This is a genomic window from Paenibacillus hubeiensis, assembly GCF_032334105.1.
In the GTDB taxonomy this organism is placed as follows: Bacteria; Bacillota; Bacilli; order Paenibacillales; family Paenibacillaceae; genus Paenibacillus; species Paenibacillus hubeiensis.
Genome location: NZ_JAVYAE020000012.1, coordinates 110,185 through 131,674, shown reverse-complemented (window position 1 = coordinate 131,674; position 21,490 = coordinate 110,185). Strand labels below are relative to the sequence as shown.

Below are 21,490 nucleotides of genomic sequence, written 5' to 3'. Positions count from 1 at the left end.
ATATCCAGAATAATTCTGAATTATATCCAACTTGTAAACTTCATCATCCATCCGCAGAATGCCAAGGTGTATAATGATCCCTGGAAAGGAATGTCATAAAGATGGGGGAATCCATGTGCTTGAAGATCGGAAGTTATGGAATCAGCGGCAAAAAGAGCTTAAGTCCATGTTGGCGAAGCCCGCACAGTACGAGAATGCGCGGGAATGGTTGCTTTTGCAGCACGGGGCTGTCCATTCGGCTCGAAGCAGAGATGGGGCTGCGTGGTCTTTTGAAGATGAAGTACTGGATCATATGACTGAAAACCGGTTTCGACATGTTCCGGCTTCTGGAGCCAACTCGGTCGCATGGCATATTTATCATTCAACCCGGATCGAAGACATGACCATGAATGTGCTGGTGGCCCAAATGAAGCAGGTTATCGATAGTGACTTGTGGATGCAATCCATGCATTTGAACGTCCGCGATACCGGAAATGGAATGTCGCTTGAACAGCTTGTGCACCTGAGTTCCGTAGTGGATATACCCTCTTTGCGCGCGTACCGAGCTGCTGTCGGCCAACGGACGCGCGAGATTGTGATGGAATTGTCGGCAGCAGACTTTAGACGAAAAGTGTCTTCTGCACATTTGAGCCAATTGACGGAAATGGGGGACGTACTGCCGGAAAACAACTGGTTATTGGATTATTGGGGCAATCTGACCGTAGCCGGATTGTTTCTGATGCCGGCGACGCGGCATCATTTTGTACATCTCAACAAATCATCAAGGATACGTGAATGAGGAAATGAGGGAATAATGTGGTTGCCCAACCGGATGTATTGAAGCAATTTAGAAGCTTTCCGTTAATAGAGAGACAGTGATCCACGGTGATTTGGGAATATGGAATTTATTATTTACTGAGCGGCATGTTTTCATTATTGATATGGCGGAAGCAAGGATGGGGGATCGCCATTTTGATTTGGCAGCGGTGATTACTTCGAGCATCCCTTTAACCGCTTCAAGAACAGAGATGGAGAAGTCACTCTCTCTTTTCGAACGAGGATACGCGCAGGAGCACGGGGTGTGGGACAACCGACGTTTATTTGAGCAGTTGCACCTATGGCTGCTGCGCGGAATGCTTGCGCTTGTAATGGAGCAGGGGATGAGTGCCCCTAACGTTTCCTACATTGAACGGCAGTTGAACATATTGGAGGAGTATAAATCGCTATTGGTGTGAAAATACCTTGATGAGATTACCAACGCGGAATCATCCGTTAACGAGATACAGCACCAGCCCGCCTATGCCAAAGACCACGGCACCTATATATACATACGTCAGTCGACTTAAGTTTTGCCTGGTTCTGCGACCATATTCGGGATTGCTCTTCTGATTGGCTTTGGAATTTCCGATCATCAGCGTGGCAATTCCACCGAACAGGGCGATGGTTACGATCAAAATATAGGGAAGCATCGTCATGGCACAACCTCCATTGAAGAACGTATTCTGCCAAGGCGTGAGGCCTTGATATGATTGTACCCCAGGATGGCATGGGATGTAAGATTCATATCCAAAATATTCAAATATTTGGTATACTAATCATGCGTGTGCCGGGATGGACATGCCAAGAATAGCCATGAACGCCGTGATTATTGTATGATTATCCGATAAGAGCACATTTTTGGGGGAGGACAGATGGAATGAGTACACCATCCGCAACCGGGCACTCTGCGAAACATGCGGACAAACGTTTGTTTTTGGCTTGGGCCGTTTCGGTCATTGCGACAGGAGGCAGCCTGTATTTCAGTGAAATCAAAGGATTTATTCCATGTGATCTATGCTGGTTCCAGCGTATTTTTATGTACCCGCTAACGATTGTGCTGGGCATTGCCTACTTCAAGGACGATTTCAAAATCGGCAGATACGTGCTGCCACTAAGCATTATAGGAGGATGCATCTCCTTGTACCATGTCGTGATTCAGCGAGTGTACTCGGCTACAGGCAGCGCCGTTGCTTGCGGACAAATTCCTTGTTATACCGACTATTTGAACTGGTTCGGATTTATCACGATTCCGCTGCTGGCACTCATTGCGTTTATGATCATCACCGTGATGCTGTGGGGCATCGGCAAAACATCGAAATCCGCTTAATTCGGGAAAGGACGGATCATGGATGTTCGGACAAGTCAAATGGGTAGTACCTGTTCTCACGATACTAATCGTATTGGTTACGGGGTGTACCGGTTCGGAAAATGCGGCGACGAACGAGATGCCGGAAATGATCAAGGTCCAGTTTGTGGTGCCTGAGAAAGCAACCGTGCAAGAGCCCGTGGCGCTGCAAATTAAACTGACGCAGGGCGGGCAGCCTGTTGAGGCGGCGGATCACGTCCAGTTCCAGGTATGGAACGAGCTTGACGGTGCTCCCGAGCAAGCCTTGATGACTGCGGAGGACTTGAAAGAACTGGGGGCTCTGGATGCTATGGAAGTGGACAAGGGCTTATATGAAATCCAGCATACATTCGAAGAGCCGGGTACGTATATCGTACAGGTTCATGTCACGCATGGCGCCATGCACAGCATGCCGAAGAAAAAGATTATCGTCGAATGACGATGTACAGCGAATAGGACGAAGATTGGGTTTGTGTGCGAGGATGGTTGTATAATTACATTATGAAATTGCAGTGGAAAAGAGGTTTTTATGGCAACAATTCATGACGTTGCGCTCAAGGCAGGGGTTTCCGTAACGACGGTTTCCCGTGTATTGAACAATCGGGGCTATATCAGTCAGAAGACACGAGACAAGGTGTATCAGTGCATGGACGAGTTGAATTACCGTCCGAACGAGATTGCCCGCTCGCTGCTGCGCAAGCAGTCCAACGTCATAGGTTTGATCATTCCAGACGTCTCGCATCCGTTTTTTGGCGAACTCGCAAGCTTTATTGAGTACCATGCCTACCAGAACGGCTTCAAGATTATGTTGTGCAACTCCCACATGGACCCTGCCAAAGAGCGTGAGTATGTGGAAATGCTCAAAGGAAACCGCGTTGACGGCATTATTATGGGAAGCCATACGCTTGAGGTGGACGAGTATATGAATCTTCATTCGCCCATCGTTACCTTTGACCGGCAAATCGGAGCGCATATCCCCTTCATTTCCTCGGATAACTACCAGGGAGGTGTGATGGCTGCCGAACTGCTGATCTCTAAAGGCAGACGGCATTTGGCCCACATTTGCGGCAATCTGGAGCTGCAGATGCTATCCAATCGACGAACGACGGGATTTCTGGATACCTTGAAGGCCCATGGGATCAACCCAACCATGATTCATCAAACCGATCTCAACGTGTTTAGCCAGCAGCAATACACAAAGCTTGTCGAAGAGCTTCTTGTCGGCCATCCGGAGGTCGATGGGCTGTTTTTTACCAGTGACCTGATGGCTATTCATGCATTGAAACAGATCATGCATCATGGGCGAAAAGTTCCTGAGGACATTGCCATCGTGGGTTACGATAATATTCGGGCAGCGGAGTATGTCGTCCCGGCGATTACGACAGTAATGCAGCCGATCGAGAGCATGGCGGAGCTTGCGGTTCAATTGATCCAGCAGCAATTGGCCGAGGAAGAGATAGAAATGGAACATATCCTGCCTGTGACTATGGTAGAACGAGAGACAACCTGAGACGAGGTTGTTTTTCTTTTTTTATTTATGTCAAACGATTGACATGTCAAACCTTTGACACTATAATCGGTTTTGTAAGCGGTTCCTTTTTAATTCAACGAACGGGGGCAAAAGACAGATGAAAACACAGCGGACATGGATGAAGTTATCGGTTTTATCATTAATTATGGTGATTTTGCTATCAGCTTGCGGCGGTGGGCAGACAGGAACTGAAAGCAACGATGGTGCTTCCTCCGATAGCTCCGTCAAAATTACCCTGTTGAATTCCAAAGCTGAAATCAACAGCCAATTGGAGCAGGCTGCAAAGGATTTTCATGCAGATCATCCGGAGATTACGTTGGAAATCGTGCCTGTAGGAAACGGCCAATCCCCTTTTGAGAAGGCTTCGGCACTGTATGCTTCAGGCAACCCGACTACGATGATGATGCTGGACACCGGGGATGTCGAGAAATTCAAGGATCGCGTCCTTGACTTAACGAATGAAACGTGGATGAAGGATGCTGTGGAAAATAGCACGGGAACGACGACATTCGATGGAAAAAATTATGCTTTTCCGTTCTCCATCGAAGGATACGGTTTTATTTACAACCAGAACGTGCTTGATCAGGCGGTAGGCGGAACATTCGATCCGCAAACGATCCAGACAACGGCACAGCTTGATGATCTGTTTCAAAAGATCGCGGCTTCCGGGAAATCGCCGCTGATCATTTCGCCAATGGACTGGTCGCTTGGAGCGCATTATCTCGGACTGGCCTACGGAGGCCAATCGCCGGATCAGGCTCTGGTACAGCAATTCATCGCCAATCTCAAGGCAGGACAAGTCGATCTTGCTTCGAATGCAGTTTTTAACGGACTTATGGATACGTTTGATTTGATGAAAACCTACAATATCGACAAAGCGTCTCCGCTTTCGGGCACATATGAACGCGGACCCGAAGTTTTAGGGAAAGGCGAAGTGGGCCTCTGGTTCCAAGGAAACTGGGCTTGGCCGCAAATCCACAGCTTTGATACCGCGGATGGAAAATACGGTTTCCTTCCTGTTCCTGTAAGCAACAATCCAGAGGATTTCGGCAACACACAAATTTCCGCAGCCGTGTCCAAGCGCATTTTGATTGATAAAGAGAAGAGCACACCGGCGCAGCAGGACGCCGCCAAGAAGTTCCTTGATTGGATCGTTTATCAGGACAAAGGACAGGATTTTCTGGTCAATCAAGCGAGCGTAATTCCGGCGTTCAAAAACATCACCCTTGAACCCAATGATCCGCTGGGCAAGTCGATTAGCGAATACATCAAAGCAGGCAAGATCGAGGAATCCGTCAGTACGCTGCCGGCAGATCATTGGTCCAAATTAGGGGCATCCATGCAGAAGTATTTGGCGGATGTCATTGATCGGGGCGAACTTGCGAAGGAAATCCAGTCCTACTGGACAAACGTGAAATAATCGTAACAGGGAAGAGTTGTGGTGAGACGAGGCTCTTGAACTGCACTGACTCTGACGCATGCCTAAACATACAGCCGTTAAGCCGGAGTGCCCCAGGCAGAGAATGATGATCCAAACCTGGTTGGCCTCCGGCTGAAAAACGGCATTCAAAACCGGAAGTGGATGGAGGATGACCATGCTGACCGAAAAAGGAATGTGGGCGCGCTTGCGCACACGACTTGTTTTTACGGGACCCACGCTGCTGGCCTTTGCTACTGTGATGATTGTTCCTTTTTTATACGGTATTTATTTGACGTTTACCAACTGGGACGGCATCGCCGTGGAGCAAAGTTTTGTCGGCTGGGCGAATTACGTTGGCGTATTCAAGGATAAGGTGTTCTGGACTTCGTTTGCCATGACGCTGGAATATGTGTTCATCACCGTATTGCTGACCAACGCCGTCGCGTTTTTGCTGGCCTATGCCGTTACTCGGGGAATGCGGGGACAAGGCTGGTTCCGGGCGGGATTTTTCCTTCCAAATCTGGTCGGCGGCATTGTGTTGGGATTCATATGGCAATTTATCTTCAATCAGGTGCTGGTGTTCGCCGGACAAAAGCTGAACATCGCGCTGTTTGGCGCTTCCTGGCTCGCGGACCCTGACACAGCCTTTTGGGCACTCGTGATTGTTACGGTGTGGCAGTATGCAGGGTACATGATGGTGATCTATATTGCGGGACTCATGAATGTGCCCAAGGACGTGATGGAAGCAGCGAGCATTGACGGCGCTGGCAGCCGCAGAATGTTAATGCGCATCGTATTGCCGTTGATGGTTCCCTCTTTTATCGTATGTGTGTTTCTTTCCCTTCAACGAGGTTTCATGGTGTACGACCTTAACGTTTCACTGACGAGCGGAGGCCCCTTCAAAAGCACGGAAATGGTTTCGATGCACGTTTATGAACAGGCTTTTCTGGCGCGTGATTACGGGTTGGGCCAGGCGGAGGCATTTGTACTGTTTATACTTGTTGCCACCGTTACGCTGCTTCAGGTCTACTTTAGCAAAAAACTGGAGGTTGAGGCATAATGGCAGGACAATCACGCATCATCTCCTGGAGCAAATCCTTTTTACTAGTGATCGCCGTTGTTCTGTTTGTGTTTCCTTTTTTGCTGCTGATCATCAATTCGTTCAAGGAAAACCAGGTCATTACGTCCAATCCGCTGGGATTGCCGTCCGCCTTTCGATGGGATAACTATGTAAGTGCTTTCACTAAAATGGGTTATGTATCCGCATTCGGGAACTCGCTGCTGATCACGATAACTGCAGTTGTGCTGATTGCCCTGCTCGCGGCAATGACGGCGCATTTCTTCGTTCGGCATAAAAGCCGGCTTAACCAGTACCTTTTTTTTCTGATGGTTTCTGCGATGATTATCCCTTTCCAGGCGATCATGATCCCCTTGGTGAAAATTTACGGTTCGCTTAACCTGCTGGATAACAAATGGTCCCTCATTTACATGTATATCGGTTTTGGCAGCCCGCTGGCGGTTTTCATCTATCACGGTTTCATCAAAAGCATCCCTCTCGAATTGGAAGAGGCGGCGTTAATGGATGGCTGCGGCAGGATTCAAACGTTTTTCAAAATCGTACTGCCGGTGCTTTTACCAACGAGCGTGACGATTACGGTGCTGAATGTGTTATGGATATGGAATGACTTTTTGCTTCCGTCCCTGGTGCTGACTTCATCCGAGCAGCGGACGCTGCCGTTGTCTACGTTTTACTTCTATGGCACCTACACGGTCGATTACGGGCCACTGATGGCTGGTTTGGTGCTGACGCTGCTGCCCGTGCTGCTCGTGTATATGTTTGCCCAAAAGTATATCATTCAAGGAGTAATGCAAGGCTCCATCAAATAACGGTGATCTGTTGATACACATAGAGAGACAGGAGTGGAAGGCTAATGAATCAGGAATCATCTGAAAAGAAAGCGTGGGCTGGCCCATTGCAGGCGAACGAACAACCGAGTTACACGCGGGAGAAAGCCGATGGATATATTGCGGACCAGCGCAGCCATATCGACCCAACATACCGGCTCAACTATCATTTGATGCCCGAAGCAGGGTGGATGAACGATCCTAACGGGATGATCTTTTACAACGGGTTCTATCATGTTTTCTATCAGCATTATCCATATTCGCCAGTATGGGGGCCGATGCATTGGGGACATGCTGTAAGTAAGGATCTGGTGAAGTGGTCCTATCTGCCGATTGCGCTCGCTCCGGATCAGACATACGACAGCGGAGGGTGCTTCTCTGGAAGCGCCATTGTGAAGGATGGGAATTTGGTGCTCCTGTATACCGGACATGTCGTAACTGGACCCGACAAAGAGAACGATTATATTCAAACGCAAAATCTGGCTGTATCGGACAATGGCATTGATTTCGTCAAAAGCCCGCTGAACCCGGTCATCCGTGTGGATCAAATTCCGCAGCATACCAGCTCCAAGGATTTCCGGGACCCGAAGGTGTTTATGCGCGATGCCAGCTATTATTGCGTATTGGGCTCGAATGATGGGGCAGGGCAGGGAGTCATTCTGCTGTACCGTTCTGACGATCTCGAGACATGGAGCTATGTGAACGTTTTGGCGCAAAGTGATGGAACGCTTGGGGACAATTGGGAATGTCCCGACCTGTTTTCCCTTGGTGGCAAGGACGTCCTAATCATGTCTCCTCAGCGGATGCCGGCCCAGATGGACAACTATCGGAATTTGCATTCCACAGTATATATGGTTGGTTCCCTCGATGTGGAACGAGGCGTGCTGGACTATGAACAATACCATCCGCTGGATTGCGGGTTTGATTTCTACGCCCCCCAAACGATGGTGGATGAGCAAGGACGCCGGATTATGATGGCTTGGATGGAGACTTGGGAGACGGATATACCCACGCAGCAAGGGCACGGATGGGCTGGAGCAATGACCTTGCCGCGCGAGCTTGTCTTGAAGGGCGATCGATTGCATTTTTTGCCCGTCGCGGAGCTTACGCGTTATCGTTCAGAAGGCATGGAGCAGTACCGTGCCTCGCTGGATGGGACATGTGATCCAGGCATGCATGGGAATTGTTACGAACTGCATGCTGTGTTTGAAGCCGGGCAAGCCGAGCAGTTTGGATTAAAGCTGCGCACAGGCCACGGACAGGAAACGGTTATTTCGTATGATGTGGAACGGCAGAGGCTTTCCCTTAATCGGGATCGAGCTGGAAGCGGCCCAGGTGGAGAACGGGCAACGCAGGTTGAGTTGCAGCAGGGGCGATTGGAATTGCGAATTTTTGTGGACGTCTCTTCGGTTGAAGTATTTATTCAGGGGGGAGAGCAGGTGATGACGGCGCGCATCTATCCTGGTCCGGATGCCACAGGCATCTCGGCTTTCTCGGTCGGACCCTGCATGCAAATAGAGCTTTGCAAATGGAATCTGGAGTTCAATATCTAAATAGGTATCGCATGTATTCAAAAAACCACCGCTTTCCATAGTTATGGAGACGGTGGTTTTATCGTTGAACAAACTTACGCTAAAGCGCAGCGGTTTCGCCATGCTTAGATTTAAATCATGCGAGCTTCCTTAAGGAAGTGATGCAGCATTTCCGACTGATATTGGATACGATCCGAACGTTTCAGACTCCAGCACGTTTCAACGGTCACGGAACGTGCCTGAAGGACCAGGTTTGCTGCGGTACGGGCAGACCCCGGCAATTCGTGCTGCTTTAAGTTGAAATGCAGATCACGTCTGGGAATGGTCCGGTTTATTCGCTGAATCGCCCTTCTGCAGGCAGGAATTGCGCTGCTTCCTGGATTGGTGATGAGTGTCTGTCCAAGCACGTTTCGGCTTAATTGGGATAATCCATTCGCTTCATGCAGGTCAAGCCACCAGTCCGGGTGATGTTTCAAAGCAAGCTTGAATAGCGCTGAAGCGAGTGGATGAGTCGCTTTGCCTGATTTTTTTCGCGGAAAGGTGCGATTCAGGTCCGGTTTGCCGCGGATTTTGCGACTGTATGCCTGTTGGTTCACCCGTGGAACGACAATCAACAACCCGCGCCGAATGTAATCGCTTTCCGTATCACAATCGTTTACCAGTTTCTGCGCGGCCGTCATGCTCGCCGTTTCATTTCCATGAATGCCTGCAGTAATCATCATGACCGGCCCCGGCCTGGCTGCTCTAACCATATAGTAGGGAGTGGCATAGGGGGTAGATGCCGCAAGTCTATGTTTTGTGACCAACATGACGCTTCACCTCCACTACTACAGTACGTCATGTCCCCCATGTTCGAAACGGCAAATGAACAGGCAGGAGCCTAATTTGACCAGATCGGGCTTCCGCCGAACAACGCTTGTGATATAGCTCAGTACACGCGGTGGATAATGTCTTCGAAGTCGGGTTCCTTCATCTCGACATCCTCAATCTCTCCCCATTGCTCCAGCTGTTTCAGAATATCCATCGTGCGCCATTCCTTCCGATTGACTTCCACCGTGACAACCCGTTCCTCCACATTGGCGATGTGAATCGAAGCAGGTAACGTATGCGGCCTGCGGAACCCATTGCGATAGGTGACTTGAATCAGCGTAGGCAGGCCAATCGCGTCACGCAGTGCCGGAATGCTGCCGTCATACGTAAGCTGGCCGTGGTTGATGACCATGACACGGCTGCACAGCTGCTCAATATCATCCATATCGTGGGTGGTGAGCAGTATTGTTTTGCCGAATTCTTCATTCAATGTTTTCAGAAACTGACGGATATTTCGTTTGGCGTTGACGTCGAGCCCAATGGTGGGTTCATCGAGAAACAGCAGCTCCGGATCATGCAGCATGGAGGCGGCCAGATCGGCCCGCATGCGTTGTCCGAGTGATAGCTTGCGGACCGGCGTAGCCCAGAAAGATTCCAGATCCAGCAGATCCGCGAACTGGTCCAGCCGCCGTTTTTTGTCGGAAGCACGAACCCCGTACATTTCAGCCAAAATGTCGTATGAATCCTTCACCGGCAGGTCCCACCAGAGCTGGCTGCGCTGACCGAATACAACGCCGAGGCGACGCACGCTTTTGCGGCGCTCGCGATGAGGGTTCATGCCTGCCAGCAAAACTTCCCCCGATGTGGGGTGAAGAATGCCTGTCAGCATTTTGATTGTGGTGGATTTGCCTGCACCGTTGGGCCCGATATACCCTACAAATTCGCCTTGGGCGATCTCAAAGCTGATATCCCGGACAGCCTCTTTGGTGCGATACTGTCTTGAAAACAGGGTGCGCAAGCCGGAGAAGCGGCCTTCGCTCACGACTGGCGTTCGAAACTCCTTTTGCAACTGGTTTGCCGTAATCATGTTCATGGCAGATGTCCTCCTTTAACTTCCCGTGCTTTGGTATTTGGTCATGCCGAATTTCCAGAAGCGGAGGCTGGCAGCCAGACAGATTGCGGCAACGGCAGCGACAGCGGCCAATACCCACGCTCCTCCTTGTCCCCGCAACAGATAGAGCGAAGGAATGTAATTGACGAAACCGACGGGAATGACCGTCAGCAGGAAGCCTGACATCCACTTGGGATACAACGTCAGCGGGTATTGCGCCGCCGTACGTGCGGCATCCTCGGTAATCGTTTGCAATTCCTCGATGCGTGTCGTCCAGAATCCAAGGGTGGCGGTCGCCAGACCGATGGAAAACAGGATCACGGCCCCGGTAACGATCATAAGCAAAGATAGCGGGATGGCCGTCCATCCAATCTGTCCGTTTTGCATCATGCCGGCGAGCGACCAGCACAGAATGAAACCGCCCTGCAGCACCTCGCCGGCCATAATGCGAAAGTTTTGCGGAAGCAGCGCCAGGAGAACGGGCATGGGCCGGGTTAACAGCTGGTCCAATTCGCCGCCGACCAGGTATTTTTCCAGGTGATGCACTTCGTTTGCGAAGGAGCGGTAGAGCGTTTTGGACAGCGTCATCATGGCGAACAGATATCCGATTTCATGCAGCGACCAGCCGCGAATGGCACCGAATTTGTGCAGGACAAGGGCGACCATGAGAAATTCGCAGATTTGAATCAGCGCGGCCAGGACAGAAGCGAGGATGAAGTTGAATTTGTACTGCATCCGGCTGCGGATGCTTGCCCGAATGAGCATGGTATATAACGAAAACCAGGATGTTTTTTTCATCCGCCTTGCACCTCCACCTTGCGCCGCAGCAAATGGGTGGCAAGCAGACAGGACCCGGTCATAAGTACGCACCAAAACAAGGTTCCCCAGAGCAGGGAGCCGGTTTCATAGCCCAGATAGATTCGGGTGGGTACATATAACAAATAAGGATAAGGCGACAGCCATGCAACACGTTCCAGCCAGTCCGGCAGCCATTCCAGCGGGATGAAAAATCCGGCCAGCAGATTGATCATGGCATGGTTGCCCCATTGCAGCCACGATGATTCGGTCGTCCACAACGCGGTGGCCCCGATCAGGTAATTCATGCAGATCGACAGGTAGGACGCACCGGCGAGAGCCATTGCTGCAGTAAACAGGGTTTCGGCCTGTGAAGGCCATGACAGGGAAAAAACAATGGTGAAGAGCAAGTAGATGGGGATGCTTTTGTACAAAAACTGGTAGGCGATTTGGCCCCATTCCCGAGCCACCAATTGGGTGAACAGGTGAACCGGTCGCATCAGGTCGAGCGCAATCTGCCCTGTCCTGACCGCAGCCGGTATGCCGAGGCCTTGAGTCATGAAACCCGAAATCCAGAGGGAAGCTTGCGTAAACGCAATGTAACTGACCATCCCCTGTGTCCCGTATTCCCCGAGTGAATGATCGGCCCCGATCCCGATCCAGAGGCAGGCATACATGTACCCAAACATGGCGCTTGCCAGGTTGTGAACCATGTGGGCCCCGCGGTATTGCAAATTTCGGGCGTAGGCTTTGGAAGCCAACGTAAGATAAAGCATGTGACACCTCCGATAAGTGTATTGAACGGCGTTTCCGTTCACTTCAGTCAAGGCGAAAAAGAGAGAAGGACAATATCATACCAATTTATTCCTTCACGAGCAAGACATTTTTTTAGAAAAATACGGTATTTATGAAGCGCTTCCGCGATGGCCGGCAAGACAGCGGCAGGTCTGTTCTTATATACTGGAAGGGTATGGTCGTAATCGTTTACACCATGAATGATTAACCCCAAAAAATAACAAGCCGGGCATGTCATTGGAGAAAAAATGCAGGATCACCAATCCGGCAAGAGAGAAGGATGTCATGAAGAAAATTGCATGGGTCACCGACAGCACAAGCACGCTCGAACCCGCTTTCGCACGGCAAAACCACGTGTATATTGTGCCGCTGCGCATCGTATTTGGAGAAGAATGTTTCCGCGAGACGGAGGAACTATCGCCGGAGCAGTTTTACGAAAAGCTCGCCGGAGCTTCCCGGGCTAGCACGTCACAGCCGCCCATAGGCGAATTCGTTGCCTTATATGAATCGTTAAAGGGGGAGTATGACGAAATCATCGCCATACATTGCTCAACCGGCCTTAGCGGAACGCTGAACACATCGATGCAAGCGGCGGAAATTGCGGAAGTGGAGGTGACTGCAATTGACTCCATGGCAGGGGCGTACCCTCTTCGGGAAATGATTTTGGCCGGACTGGAATTGCAGAAAAAAGGCTGCACCGCCTCCGAGATCAAATCGCACATCGAAGGCATGATCGAACAAATGTCTTTTTATATCATTCCGGCCAGCCTGCAACAGCTTCATCGAAGCGGAAGGGTATCCGGAACGCAATTGCTCCTCAGCCAGCTGCTCAAGATTCATCTGCTGCTGCGCTTTGAGGAAGGCAAAGTGGTGGTCAACGATAAAATCCGTACATTCAAACGCGCCAAGCAGCGCATTCTGGACGTGCTCAAACTGGATATGGAGAAAATAAAGCATGTTTGCATCATGCATGCCGATAATCACGAGGAAGCACTGTCCATCAAACAGCAGATCGCGTCCCTTCTGCCCAAACTGAAAACCGAGATCATGCCGTTCATCTCCGTTGTAGGCATCCACGCAGGTGCGGGAACCATCGGCATGTGCTGGATTCGCAGCGAAAAGGCTTAGTGCATAAAGATTAACGATATGAAGTATCCGATTTAAACCCGGTGAATCGCTTCCCGACAAGCGTGCCCCGGGTTTTTGCGTCTTTATTCTGGAGAGCAGAATCGATATGCTGATGTTGTGATGCAGCCGTTCATTGCCAATTTTCGCAAACTGTGCGGTAATTAGAGAAAACGTTTGTTGGGGGGATTTTGTGCCGGCTTATCGATTGCTGCTAGTAGAGGATGATCGCTCGATTAGCGAGATGGTGGGACCTTATTTGGAAAATGAGGGCTATGAGGTGCACTATGCATATGACGGACTGGAGGCGGAGAAGTTGTTTATGGATCGGCAGAAGGATTTCGATCTGGTCATTCTTGACCTCATGCTGCCGCATCAAAACGGGATGGATGTTCTTCAGGCCATCCGCGCCGTTAGTTTGGTACCCGTGTTGATTTTATCTGCCAAGGATGGAGACGTGGACAAGGCGCTTGGTTTGGGATTCGGCGCTGACGATTATGTGGCGAAGCCGTTTTCGCTTATCGAATTGACTGCCCGGATCAAAGCGGCGATTCGCCGGGCCAACTATGCCGGAGCACAGGCGCCGGCCGCAACCGAAAAATCAAAATCGGAACGCATTTCCATCGGCGGGCTTGTCATTGATCTGGAAACGTATGAAGTAGAACGCGACGGCATACCTGTAAAGCTGACATCCAAGGAATTCGGCATTTTGAAACTGCTCGCTGCCCATCCGGGCAAAGTGTATACAAAGGCGCAAATCTACGCTTCGGTGTGGGAGGACATGTACTATGGCGATGAAAATATCATCAATGTGCACATGCGCCGTTTGCGGGAGAAGGTAGAGGCCGACCCGTCTGAGCCCCAATATATTAAAACGCTGTGGGGCATCGGATACAAACTGGAGGTGGGGCAGGGGTGATCTGGGTGGTATGCGGCTTCAGCGCCGTTCTGGTTCTGGTCGTTGCGATCTTGGCGACCAAACTTCATCAACGATCTCGGCAGTTAACCTACATCCACGACAAAGTGGCATCCATTCTTAACGAAGGCAGTTACGAGAGGGTGCTGCTGTTCAGCAGCGACCCTCAGATCAGGCAAATTCTGACCGACGTCAACTTGCTTCTGGACCACGCACACCGGACAGGCGCGCGTTATGCCAATCAGGAAAAGGAAATACGCCATATGCTCTCCAACATTTCGCATGATTTGAAAACGCCTCTTACCGTTGTGCTCGGTTACAGCGAAACGCTGCTTCACCGTACGGAGCTTACCGAAGCCGAACGGGCGGCGATGACCGCCAAGCTGCATGACAAAACGCAAGAGGTGCTGCGCCTGATTCTTTCCTTTTTTAACCTGGCCAAGCTGGAGTCGGGGGATGTGGAGTTGATTATGGACCGGGTCAATGCCAGCGAGCTGTGCCGATTGAAGGTGCTTTCGTTTTACGAGTTGTTGACAAACTTGGAAATACAGGTCGAGCTGTCCATTCCCGATGAGGACGTGTTCGTCAGAGCCAACGAAGAGGCCCTTGAACGTGTGCTCGATAATCTCGTGACCAATGCCATGAAATACGGGGCAGACGGCAAAGTGCTTGGTCTGTCGGTCGATAAGCAGGAAAACGGAACGGTCGTTATCAGCGTCCGCGATCAGGGAAGGGGCATTCCCGAACGGGAGCACGATCACGTATTTGAGCGAATGTACACGCTGGAAGATTCCCGAAACCGGCTCTATCAGGGAAGCGGTCTCGGCTTGACCATCACCAAACGGCTTGTGGAGCGCATGGGCGGAAGCATCGGTTTGCACAGCGTTCCGTATGAGGAAACCGTATTTTCCGTTTGCTTGCAGGGCGGTTAGATGCCCCGCGGGGTTTTTGTTAGGGAGATATGATGCCGAGCTTAAGATTTTTGTAAGTTTCGAGTAATAGAAATGACGGTTTCTCTCTTTATAATACAGATATAACGACCCGCCGGGGACTGTACCAAAGGAGAATGCGAGAACGATGACATATATTGCGCGCACGATTAGCGTGACCAAAGCTTATGAAGGATCAGAGGCCGTATCCAATGTCAGCCTAAATATCAAACAGGGCGAAATTTACGGGCTGCTGGGTCCGAACGGGGCAGGCAAAACAACACTGATGAAAATGTTGACCAATCTCGTGAAACCGACGGGCGGCGAAATCGAACTGTTCGGGGAAAAGTTGACCCCATCTTCGTATGAAGTTCTCAAACGTATGGGCAGCATCATCGAATATCCTGTTTTCTACGACAAGCTTTCCGCAAGGGAAAACCTGGAGCTGCATTGCGAATACATGGGATTTCACAACAAACAGGTTATTGGCAGCATGATGGAGACGGTGGGCCTGAAAGATACGGGTAATAAGCCGGTCCGGGATTTCTCGCTGGGCATGAAACAACGGCTAGGCATAGCGAGAGCGCTGATCACCACACCTGAACTCCTTATTCTGGACGAACCGATCAACGGTCTTGATCCGATCGGCATCAAGGAACTGCGCGAGTTGTTCAAGATGCTTCGTTCGGAATACCGGATTACGCTGATCATCTCCAGCCACATCCTCGGCGAGATCGAACAGATGGCAGACACGGTCGGCGTCATTCGACGCGGGCGGCTGATCGAGGAAGTGTCGATGGAGGAAATTCGCACCACGCATGGGGAGTACATTGAATTGCAGGTCGTCGATGCCAGCAGGGCGGCTTACGTGATGGAACACGAGTTGAAGCTGAACAATTACAAGCTGTTGAATGAGCGCACTTTGCGCGTGTACGATCCGGGCCTGTCCCCGGCAGACCTGACAACCGGGTTAGTCCGGCATGACGTGGCGATTGAATCGGTCTTCAAACGGGCACACTCTTTGGAGGAGCACTTCATCAACTTGGTAAAGGGGGATGATGACGTTGCTTAAATTGATTTCACTGGAATGGCGCAAACATCGGTTCTCCCGGAACTTTATGTACGCAGCCATTGCGAATTCGATCATTCTCGCTTTTTTAATCATGATTGGAATTGTGGATTGGGGAGCAGAAGACTACGCGTTTTCAACGCATGCTGTTTCCTTCATCCTAATTGATACGTTTTCGAGGGCAGTGTATATCGTTTTTGCGGGGGCTTTGCTGTCCAGGATGATCATCAGTGAATACAAAAATAAAACGATGAGCGTGATGTTTACTTATCCAATTAAACGCCATAAGCTGATTGCCGCCAAATTGATCATCGTTTTTGCCTTCACGTTTGCCATGATCCTGTTTACCGACCTGCTGATGGGGGCTGCCTTGATGACGGTCAATCATTATTATCCATTTATCGGCGACTCGGTAACTATGGAAGAGATCGGTCTGCTGTTGGTAAAATACACAATCAGTTCGCTTTCGGCCGCGGCAATGGCCCTCATTCCTTTATTTTTCGGCATGCGCAAACATTCGGCGACATCGACGATTGTTGCTTCCGTCCTGCTTGTTTTCGTCGTGTGCTCGGGCGTTAACGGTCCTTCCGTATCCATCAATACGATCATCGTGATTCCTGTTGCGCTTGGCCTCGTTGGGCTGTGGATTGCCTCGATGTCCATGCATCGCCTGGAGATGAAGGACGTGCATTGAAATCCGGGAAACCCCTTCTCCAGCGGGCTTCTGAGGCCATTGACATCCGCTCTTACAAGGGATAGGATAAGGTCAACTGAACCACGAAGGAGAATGCGACTATCATGACAATTCCAAAAACATTGACTATTGCCGGCTCGGATACGAGTGGCGGTGCAGGAATACAAGCTGATTTAAAAACATTCCAGGAGCTTGGCGTTTACGGCATGACCGTGCTGACGACGGTTGTAGCTATGGAACCCGAGACATGGGATCACCAGGTTTTCCCGGTGGAGCTGAATGTGGTGGAAGCGCAGCTTCGCACGGTCCTGGACGGCATCGGCTTTGATGCCATGAAAACGGGCATGCTCGGTTCCGTCGATATTATCGAGCTTGTGGCCAAACACGTTCGCCGCAGCGGTTTGCCGCAGATCGTCATTGATCCTGTTATGGTGTGCAAAGGCACGGATGAAGTGCTGCAACCCGAAAATACGGAAGCCATGATCGAATTTTTGCTGCCTGGCGCCGATCTGGTGACGCCGAACCTGTTCGAAGCTTCGCAATTGGCCAAGAGTGGTCCGATCCGTTCCAAAGAGAAAATGGAGGAGGCTGCCGCCGCCATTCACGATCACGGAGCAAAGCACGTCCTGATTAAGGACAGAGGCGTGATCAATCCGGGAAAAGCGATGGACCTTCTCTATGACGGTAAAAACTACGAATGGTTTGAAGCCGACGTCGTGGGCTCCGGTTATACGCATGGCGCGGGCTGCACCACTTCTGCGGCAATAACCGCAGGCCTGGCACGCGGATTGTCCGTGAAGGACGCCGTTCGCGAAGGAAAAGCCTTCGTAACCAAAGCGATTGCCGGAGGATTCCCGCTGAATCGTTTTGTCGGCCCGACGTTGCATATGGCGCACCGTTTGGATAAACAGAACGGATAGACGCCGTAATTAGAAGCAAACCTGAGAAAAAGGGATCGAATGTGGTGGTTGTCAATGGGCAGGCAGGCTCGTTGACAACCTTTTTTTGTGCGGAGCCTTGGTTAAATTAGTAACTTCTTACATGTATTATTCGTATACATCATTATACCTTCCTTCATTGGAGAGGACACATGAACGACACATGGACTCGTTATGTTAATGAAAGAAAGATAAAAGGAGAGTCGGTCATGGTCAGAACAGTGCTTCTGGTGGAAGACGAGAGCCGCATTCGCGAGATTGTGGCCGATTATTTCATAAAAGAACAATGGAACGTGATCGAAGCGGAGAACGGCGTTGAAGCTTCGGAATTGTTTGAACTTCACCAGGTGGACCTTGTCATTCTCGACGTACTGATGCCGGAAATGGACGGTTGGACGTTATGCGGGCATATTCGTTCCAAATCGACCGTACCTATTATCATGCTGACGGCAAAGTCAGAGGATGATGACAAAATTCATGGCTTCCATCTTGGCGTGGACGATTATGTGACTAAACCTTTTAGCCCACGCGTGCTGGTCGCACGGGCAGAGACGCTAATGAAACGGGTGGAAGGCGCGCTCAGCAGGGAGCAGGGCGTCATTCGTTTCGGCGAAGCCGTGTTGGACCCATGGGCAAGAAGGCTGGAGAAGAACGGGGCGGAGATCGAGCTTGCGCCCAAAGAATATGAATTGCTGCTCTACATGGCACGCAATCAAGGCATCGTGTTATCCCGTGACGCCATATTGAATCGGGTATGGGGATTCGATTTCGACGGCGATTCCCGGGTGGTGGATACCCATATCAAGAAGCTGCGCAGCAAGCTTGGGGACGAAGCGAGATGCATCCGGACCGTCATCGGCACCGGATACCGGTTCGAGGCGGAGGTATGAGACGCAACGGCATTACGATCAAGCTGTTTCTGATCATGGCGGGCTTTCTTATTCTTTTATACGGAACGACGATGGTTGCCCAACTGGCCTGGTTTCCCGATTTTTATCAGCATCAGAAGATCAGCAGCGTCAAGAAAAAACTCGCCAACTTCGAACGCCAATATGCAGCGGGCGGATGGAGCGACATGCAGCTGGCAAAGGAAACGGGGAGATTCATGCGACAAAGCCAGTCGCATCTCGTCATCCTGACGAAGACCGGCAAACTGGTAAACGATCCTTTTCACGTTACCCTGCAACTGGAAGACGGGAGCAAGATCAAAGTATCTTTGTCGTTGTTCATCAACAGCGAAAATGCCGGATGGATTGCCACGCACCTGAGATTCGGGAAGCCGTTGACCGTGACGGGTCCGGCGAGTGCCGCCCAGGACGATACGATGGTCTATCCTTTCAAGATCAGGGATGACAGTTCCACCGTGTGGGGGATTGAGGATTTTCAGGAATTGGGGGAGCCCGTTCAAGATTGGAAAGGCGTCATTACGGAAGTGGTTCTTCCGAATCTGTCCACCTGGAGTCAGCGGCAGGGTTTGCTGGTGCAGGCACTGGACAGTCGCTTTCCCTTGTCGACGGAAGATCAGCTCAGCCTGGCAGATGGGAAAATGATCAGTGAGGAATGGACCGACAGCTGGAGCGGCGTGCGCAATGTTATCACCATCGCTGCCGTGCACAGCAGCAACGGTTCCCCAAACCAATTGTTGTTTTCGTTGACCTCTTTGCAGGAAATGAGAGAGGCCGGCGAAGCAACGCAGTTGTTCTATGCCTATTTCGGAATTGCAGCCGTCGTGTTGATTGTGTTCCTGTCCCTGTTATTATCCCGGATTGTTACGAAACCGCTGCTTTCGCTGAACCATGTGGCCAAAAAAATGTCCACGCTGGATTTCACCGTACGGTCGCCCATCCGGCGCAACGATGAAATCGGCAGCCTGTCCGATAGTCTGAACGCGTTATCGACAACGCTGGACCAGACGCTTAAGGAACTGCGGCAGGCCAACAGCCAAATGCGATCGGACATGGAAATGAAGCAGCGTATCGAAAAGCGGCAGCGGGAATTTTTCGCCGATGCGTCCCATGAGCTCAAAACGCCGCTTAGCATCATCAAAGGGTATTCTGAAGGCCTTAAGGATGGTGTGAGCGAAAGCAAAAAAGAACGCTACATCGAAATCATCGCCGATGAGGCCGCCAAGATGGAGACGATGGTGGAAGAGATGCTTGATCTCGTTCGGCTGGAATCGCAAGCGATCAAGTTAACGATGGGAGCGGTCGACCTTGTGGACATGGTTGAAGATATTGCCGGGCGGCTTGGCCCGCAGCTGAAAGAAAAACATTTGGACGTGGTGCTGGCTGCCACAACGGAACAGACGGTGGAAGGGGATCGCGGCAAACTGGAGCAAGTCATATACAACATGTTGATGAACGCGATCCGCCATGCCGTGCCGAAAACCGATATTATGATTGAAATCAACAGGCTTGAAGGCCGGGTGCGCATTTCCATCGAGAACAAAGGAGAAAGCATTTCGGAAGCCGATCGCCAATATATTTGGGAGAGGTTCTACCGCGTGGAGCGCTCCCGCAATCGCAAAATGGGCGGGACCGGTCTGGGTCTGGCCATTGCGAAGCAAATTCTTGACCTGCACGGATGCAGCTACGGCGTGGAAAACACGCCTGATGGAGTTCGATTTTATATTATTTTTCCTAATGATTAGTACGAAAGGGAGTTAGTCTATGAAAGCTTTACCGTCCATTTTAACGCTGGGCAATCTGGCTTCGGGCATGCTGGCGATCATCATGGCCATTCATGGCGAATTCGCGCTGGCGGTTACGATGATTTGGGTTGCGATGTTTTTTGACCTGTTTGACGGTTTTGCCGCACGTAAACTGCATTGTGAGGGCGACTTCGGCAAAGCGCTGGATTCTCTGGCGGATGTCGTATCCTTCGGGACAGCCCCGGTGCTGATTTTATATTTGAATTCCATGGGCAGCGTGGGTGTGCTGGGCATGGCACTGACGGCATTGTTCCCGGTATGCGGTGCGCTTCGTTTGGCGCGTTACAATTGCCAGAAGACGGCAACGAACGGTTTTGTCGGCATGCCGATTACGTTTGCGGGCGGGTTGATGTCCTTTTTCGCCCTCTGGAGTCCGTATTTTACGCATGGTGTCGCTTACCTGGTTATTGTCGTTTTATCCGCACTAATGGTTAGCCAAATTCGTTTTCCATCATTGAAACAGGTGTTAGCCCCGCAAGAGAGAAGGATCTCGTGGAATCGAAGCAAGAGGTAAGGAGCGACACAGTATGGAGTTAGCAAAAGAGTTTATCGGCCAGTACGGCTACTTTGCCATTTACGGACTGCTGGCCCTTGGCGTCATCGGCATGCCAATCCCGGATGAGGTGATGATGACCTTTGTCGGTTATCTCGCCTCGATCTCGGTCTTGAATTATTCCGCATCCATCGTTGTCAGCTTTGGAGGGGCCTTTACCGGCGGGCTGCTCAGCTACACCATCGGCAAAAAAGCAGGCAGGCCCTTGGTGGAAAAGTACGGCAAATGGATCGGCGTTAACCCCAAACGTTTGATCAGGGTAGAGACCTGGTTTCAGAAATATGGATACTGGTCGATCATTCTTGGATACTTCATTCCCGGCATTCGCCATTTGATGTGCTGTTTCTCGGGAATAAGCCGTATGGCCTTTGGAAGATACGTTGTCGTATCCGGCATTGGTGCGTTCATATGGTGCGTGGTGTTTATTTCGATCGGATTTTACGTAGGCGTCATTACTTGATATGGACAAGCTGATGTATGCGGCAAGGACAAAGACCTCTTTTTATACGGAGTG

24 protein-coding genes are annotated in these 21,490 nt (G+C 50.8%); 19 read left to right on the top strand and 5 right to left on the bottom strand.

The annotated features are described in order from the left end of the window. The first annotated feature begins 115 nt into the window (after positions 1-115). Together RSX24_RS24505 and RSX24_RS24500 are read left to right on the top strand one after the other, a co-directional pair. On the top strand, positions 116-778 hold the full coding sequence (locus RSX24_RS24505; RefSeq protein WP_343262022.1) for a DinB family protein: 663 nt from the start codon (positions 116-118) through the stop codon (positions 776-778). Positions 779-854: 76 nt separating this feature from the next. Then, on the top strand, positions 855-1,214 hold the full coding sequence (locus RSX24_RS24500) for a phosphotransferase (RefSeq protein WP_339274730.1): 360 nt from the start codon (positions 855-857) through the stop codon (positions 1,212-1,214). 30 nt (positions 1,215-1,244) lie between these two features. On the opposite strand, the gene RSX24_RS24495 is transcribed toward RSX24_RS24500, so the two are convergent. Next, positions 1,245-1,454, bottom strand: coding sequence for a hypothetical protein (locus tag RSX24_RS24495; protein ID WP_339274729.1), 210 nt, complete (start codon positions 1,452-1,454; stop codon positions 1,245-1,247). A 221-nt stretch (positions 1,455-1,675) separates the two neighbouring features. Between RSX24_RS24495 and RSX24_RS24490 the strand changes: the two genes are divergently transcribed. From RSX24_RS24490 to RSX24_RS24460, 7 genes are all read left to right on the top strand, one after another. Further along, a complete protein-coding gene (locus RSX24_RS24490; protein ID WP_343262021.1) occupies positions 1,676-2,125 on the top strand; it encodes a disulfide oxidoreductase in 450 nt (149 codons plus the stop codon). Between the two features lie 22 nt (positions 2,126-2,147). Beyond that, positions 2,148-2,582, top strand: coding sequence for a FixH family protein (locus RSX24_RS24485; RefSeq protein ID WP_236420471.1), 435 nt, complete (start codon positions 2,148-2,150; stop codon positions 2,580-2,582). A 90-nt stretch (positions 2,583-2,672) separates the two neighbouring features. After that, positions 2,673-3,653, top strand: a complete 981-nt coding sequence (locus tag RSX24_RS24480; protein WP_343262020.1) for a LacI family DNA-binding transcriptional regulator — start codon at positions 2,673-2,675, stop codon at positions 3,651-3,653. A gap of 118 nt (positions 3,654-3,771) precedes the next feature. Beyond that, a complete protein-coding gene (locus tag RSX24_RS24475) occupies positions 3,772-5,094 on the top strand; it encodes an ABC transporter substrate-binding protein (protein ID WP_343262019.1) in 1,323 nt (440 codons plus the stop codon). 175 nt (positions 5,095-5,269) lie between these two features. After that, positions 5,270-6,154 (top strand): carbohydrate ABC transporter permease, encoded by an 885-nt coding sequence (locus RSX24_RS24470; protein ID WP_343262018.1) that lies wholly within the window; start codon positions 5,270-5,272, stop codon positions 6,152-6,154. Beyond that, positions 6,154-6,981, top strand: coding sequence for a carbohydrate ABC transporter permease (locus tag RSX24_RS24465; protein ID WP_343262017.1), 828 nt, complete (start codon positions 6,154-6,156; stop codon positions 6,979-6,981). The genes RSX24_RS24470 and RSX24_RS24465 overlap by 1 nt, the downstream gene beginning before the upstream one ends. 44 nt (positions 6,982-7,025) lie before the next feature. Then, complete coding sequence (locus RSX24_RS24460; protein ID WP_343262016.1) at positions 7,026-8,552, top strand: glycoside hydrolase family 32 protein; 1,527 nt, start codon at positions 7,026-7,028, stop codon at positions 8,550-8,552. A gap of 110 nt (positions 8,553-8,662) precedes the next feature. Here RSX24_RS24460 and RSX24_RS24455 read toward each other — a convergent pair whose 3' ends face one another. The 4 genes from RSX24_RS24455 to RSX24_RS24440 form a co-directional block, all read right to left on the bottom strand. Further along, a complete protein-coding gene (locus RSX24_RS24455; protein ID WP_236420477.1) occupies positions 8,663-9,340 on the bottom strand; it encodes a succinylglutamate desuccinylase/aspartoacylase family protein in 678 nt (225 codons plus the stop codon). A 119-nt stretch (positions 9,341-9,459) separates the two neighbouring features. Further along, entirely contained in the window at positions 9,460-10,428 is a 969-nt protein-coding gene (locus RSX24_RS24450; RefSeq protein ID WP_343262052.1) for an ABC transporter ATP-binding protein, read from the bottom strand. 21 nt (positions 10,429-10,449) lie between these two features. Next, the gene (locus tag RSX24_RS24445) at positions 10,450-11,250 is read right to left on the bottom strand and encodes an ABC transporter permease (RefSeq protein WP_236420478.1); all 801 of its coding nucleotides are present in this window, start codon (positions 11,248-11,250) and stop codon (positions 10,450-10,452) included. Beyond that, positions 11,247-12,023, bottom strand: a complete 777-nt coding sequence (locus RSX24_RS24440) for an ABC transporter permease (protein ID WP_339274715.1) — start codon at positions 12,021-12,023, stop codon at positions 11,247-11,249. The genes RSX24_RS24445 and RSX24_RS24440 overlap by 4 nt, the downstream gene beginning before the upstream one ends. Positions 12,024-12,327: 304 nt before the next feature. Here RSX24_RS24440 and RSX24_RS24435 point away from each other — a divergent pair, with 304 nt between their 5' ends. From RSX24_RS24435 to RSX24_RS24390, 10 genes are all read left to right on the top strand, one after another. Continuing rightward, a complete protein-coding gene (locus RSX24_RS24435) occupies positions 12,328-13,170 on the top strand; it encodes a DegV family protein (RefSeq protein WP_236420480.1) in 843 nt (280 codons plus the stop codon). 241 nt (positions 13,171-13,411) lie between these two features. Continuing rightward, entirely contained in the window at positions 13,412-14,086 is a 675-nt protein-coding gene (locus tag RSX24_RS24430; RefSeq protein ID WP_438286884.1) for a winged helix-turn-helix domain-containing protein, read from the top strand. After that, positions 14,083-15,015 (top strand): sensor histidine kinase, encoded by a 933-nt coding sequence (locus tag RSX24_RS24425; RefSeq protein ID WP_343262015.1) that lies wholly within the window; start codon positions 14,083-14,085, stop codon positions 15,013-15,015. The genes RSX24_RS24430 and RSX24_RS24425 overlap by 4 nt, the downstream gene beginning before the upstream one ends. 145 nt (positions 15,016-15,160) lie before the next feature. Beyond that, positions 15,161-16,084 carry an ABC transporter ATP-binding protein gene (locus RSX24_RS24420; protein ID WP_343262014.1) on the top strand — a complete coding sequence of 308 codons (924 nt, stop codon included), beginning with the start codon at positions 15,161-15,163 and terminating at the stop codon, positions 16,082-16,084. Beyond that, positions 16,077-16,775, top strand: coding sequence for an ABC transporter permease (locus RSX24_RS24415; protein ID WP_236420483.1), 699 nt, complete (start codon positions 16,077-16,079; stop codon positions 16,773-16,775). The genes RSX24_RS24420 and RSX24_RS24415 overlap by 8 nt, the downstream gene beginning before the upstream one ends. Before the next feature lie 104 nt (positions 16,776-16,879). After that, complete coding sequence (gene thiD, locus RSX24_RS24410; protein ID WP_236420484.1) at positions 16,880-17,695, top strand: bifunctional hydroxymethylpyrimidine kinase/phosphomethylpyrimidine kinase; 816 nt, start codon at positions 16,880-16,882, stop codon at positions 17,693-17,695. Between the two features lie 227 nt (positions 17,696-17,922). Beyond that, the gene (locus RSX24_RS24405; RefSeq protein WP_236420485.1) at positions 17,923-18,603 is read left to right on the top strand and encodes a response regulator transcription factor; all 681 of its coding nucleotides are present in this window, start codon (positions 17,923-17,925) and stop codon (positions 18,601-18,603) included. Next, positions 18,600-20,363: a sensor histidine kinase gene (locus RSX24_RS24400; RefSeq protein ID WP_236420486.1), complete on the top strand. Its 1,764-nt coding sequence runs from the start codon at positions 18,600-18,602 to the stop codon at positions 20,361-20,363. Before RSX24_RS24405 ends, RSX24_RS24400 begins: the two co-directional genes overlap by 4 nt. Before the next feature lie 19 nt (positions 20,364-20,382). Further along, entirely contained in the window at positions 20,383-20,937 is a 555-nt protein-coding gene (pssA, locus tag RSX24_RS24395; protein ID WP_236420487.1) for a CDP-diacylglycerol--serine O-phosphatidyltransferase, read from the top strand. 13 nt (positions 20,938-20,950) lie between these two features. After that, positions 20,951-21,436 (top strand): DedA family protein, encoded by a 486-nt coding sequence (locus RSX24_RS24390; protein ID WP_339274710.1) that lies wholly within the window; start codon positions 20,951-20,953, stop codon positions 21,434-21,436. The last annotated feature ends 54 nt before the right edge of the window (positions 21,437-21,490 follow it).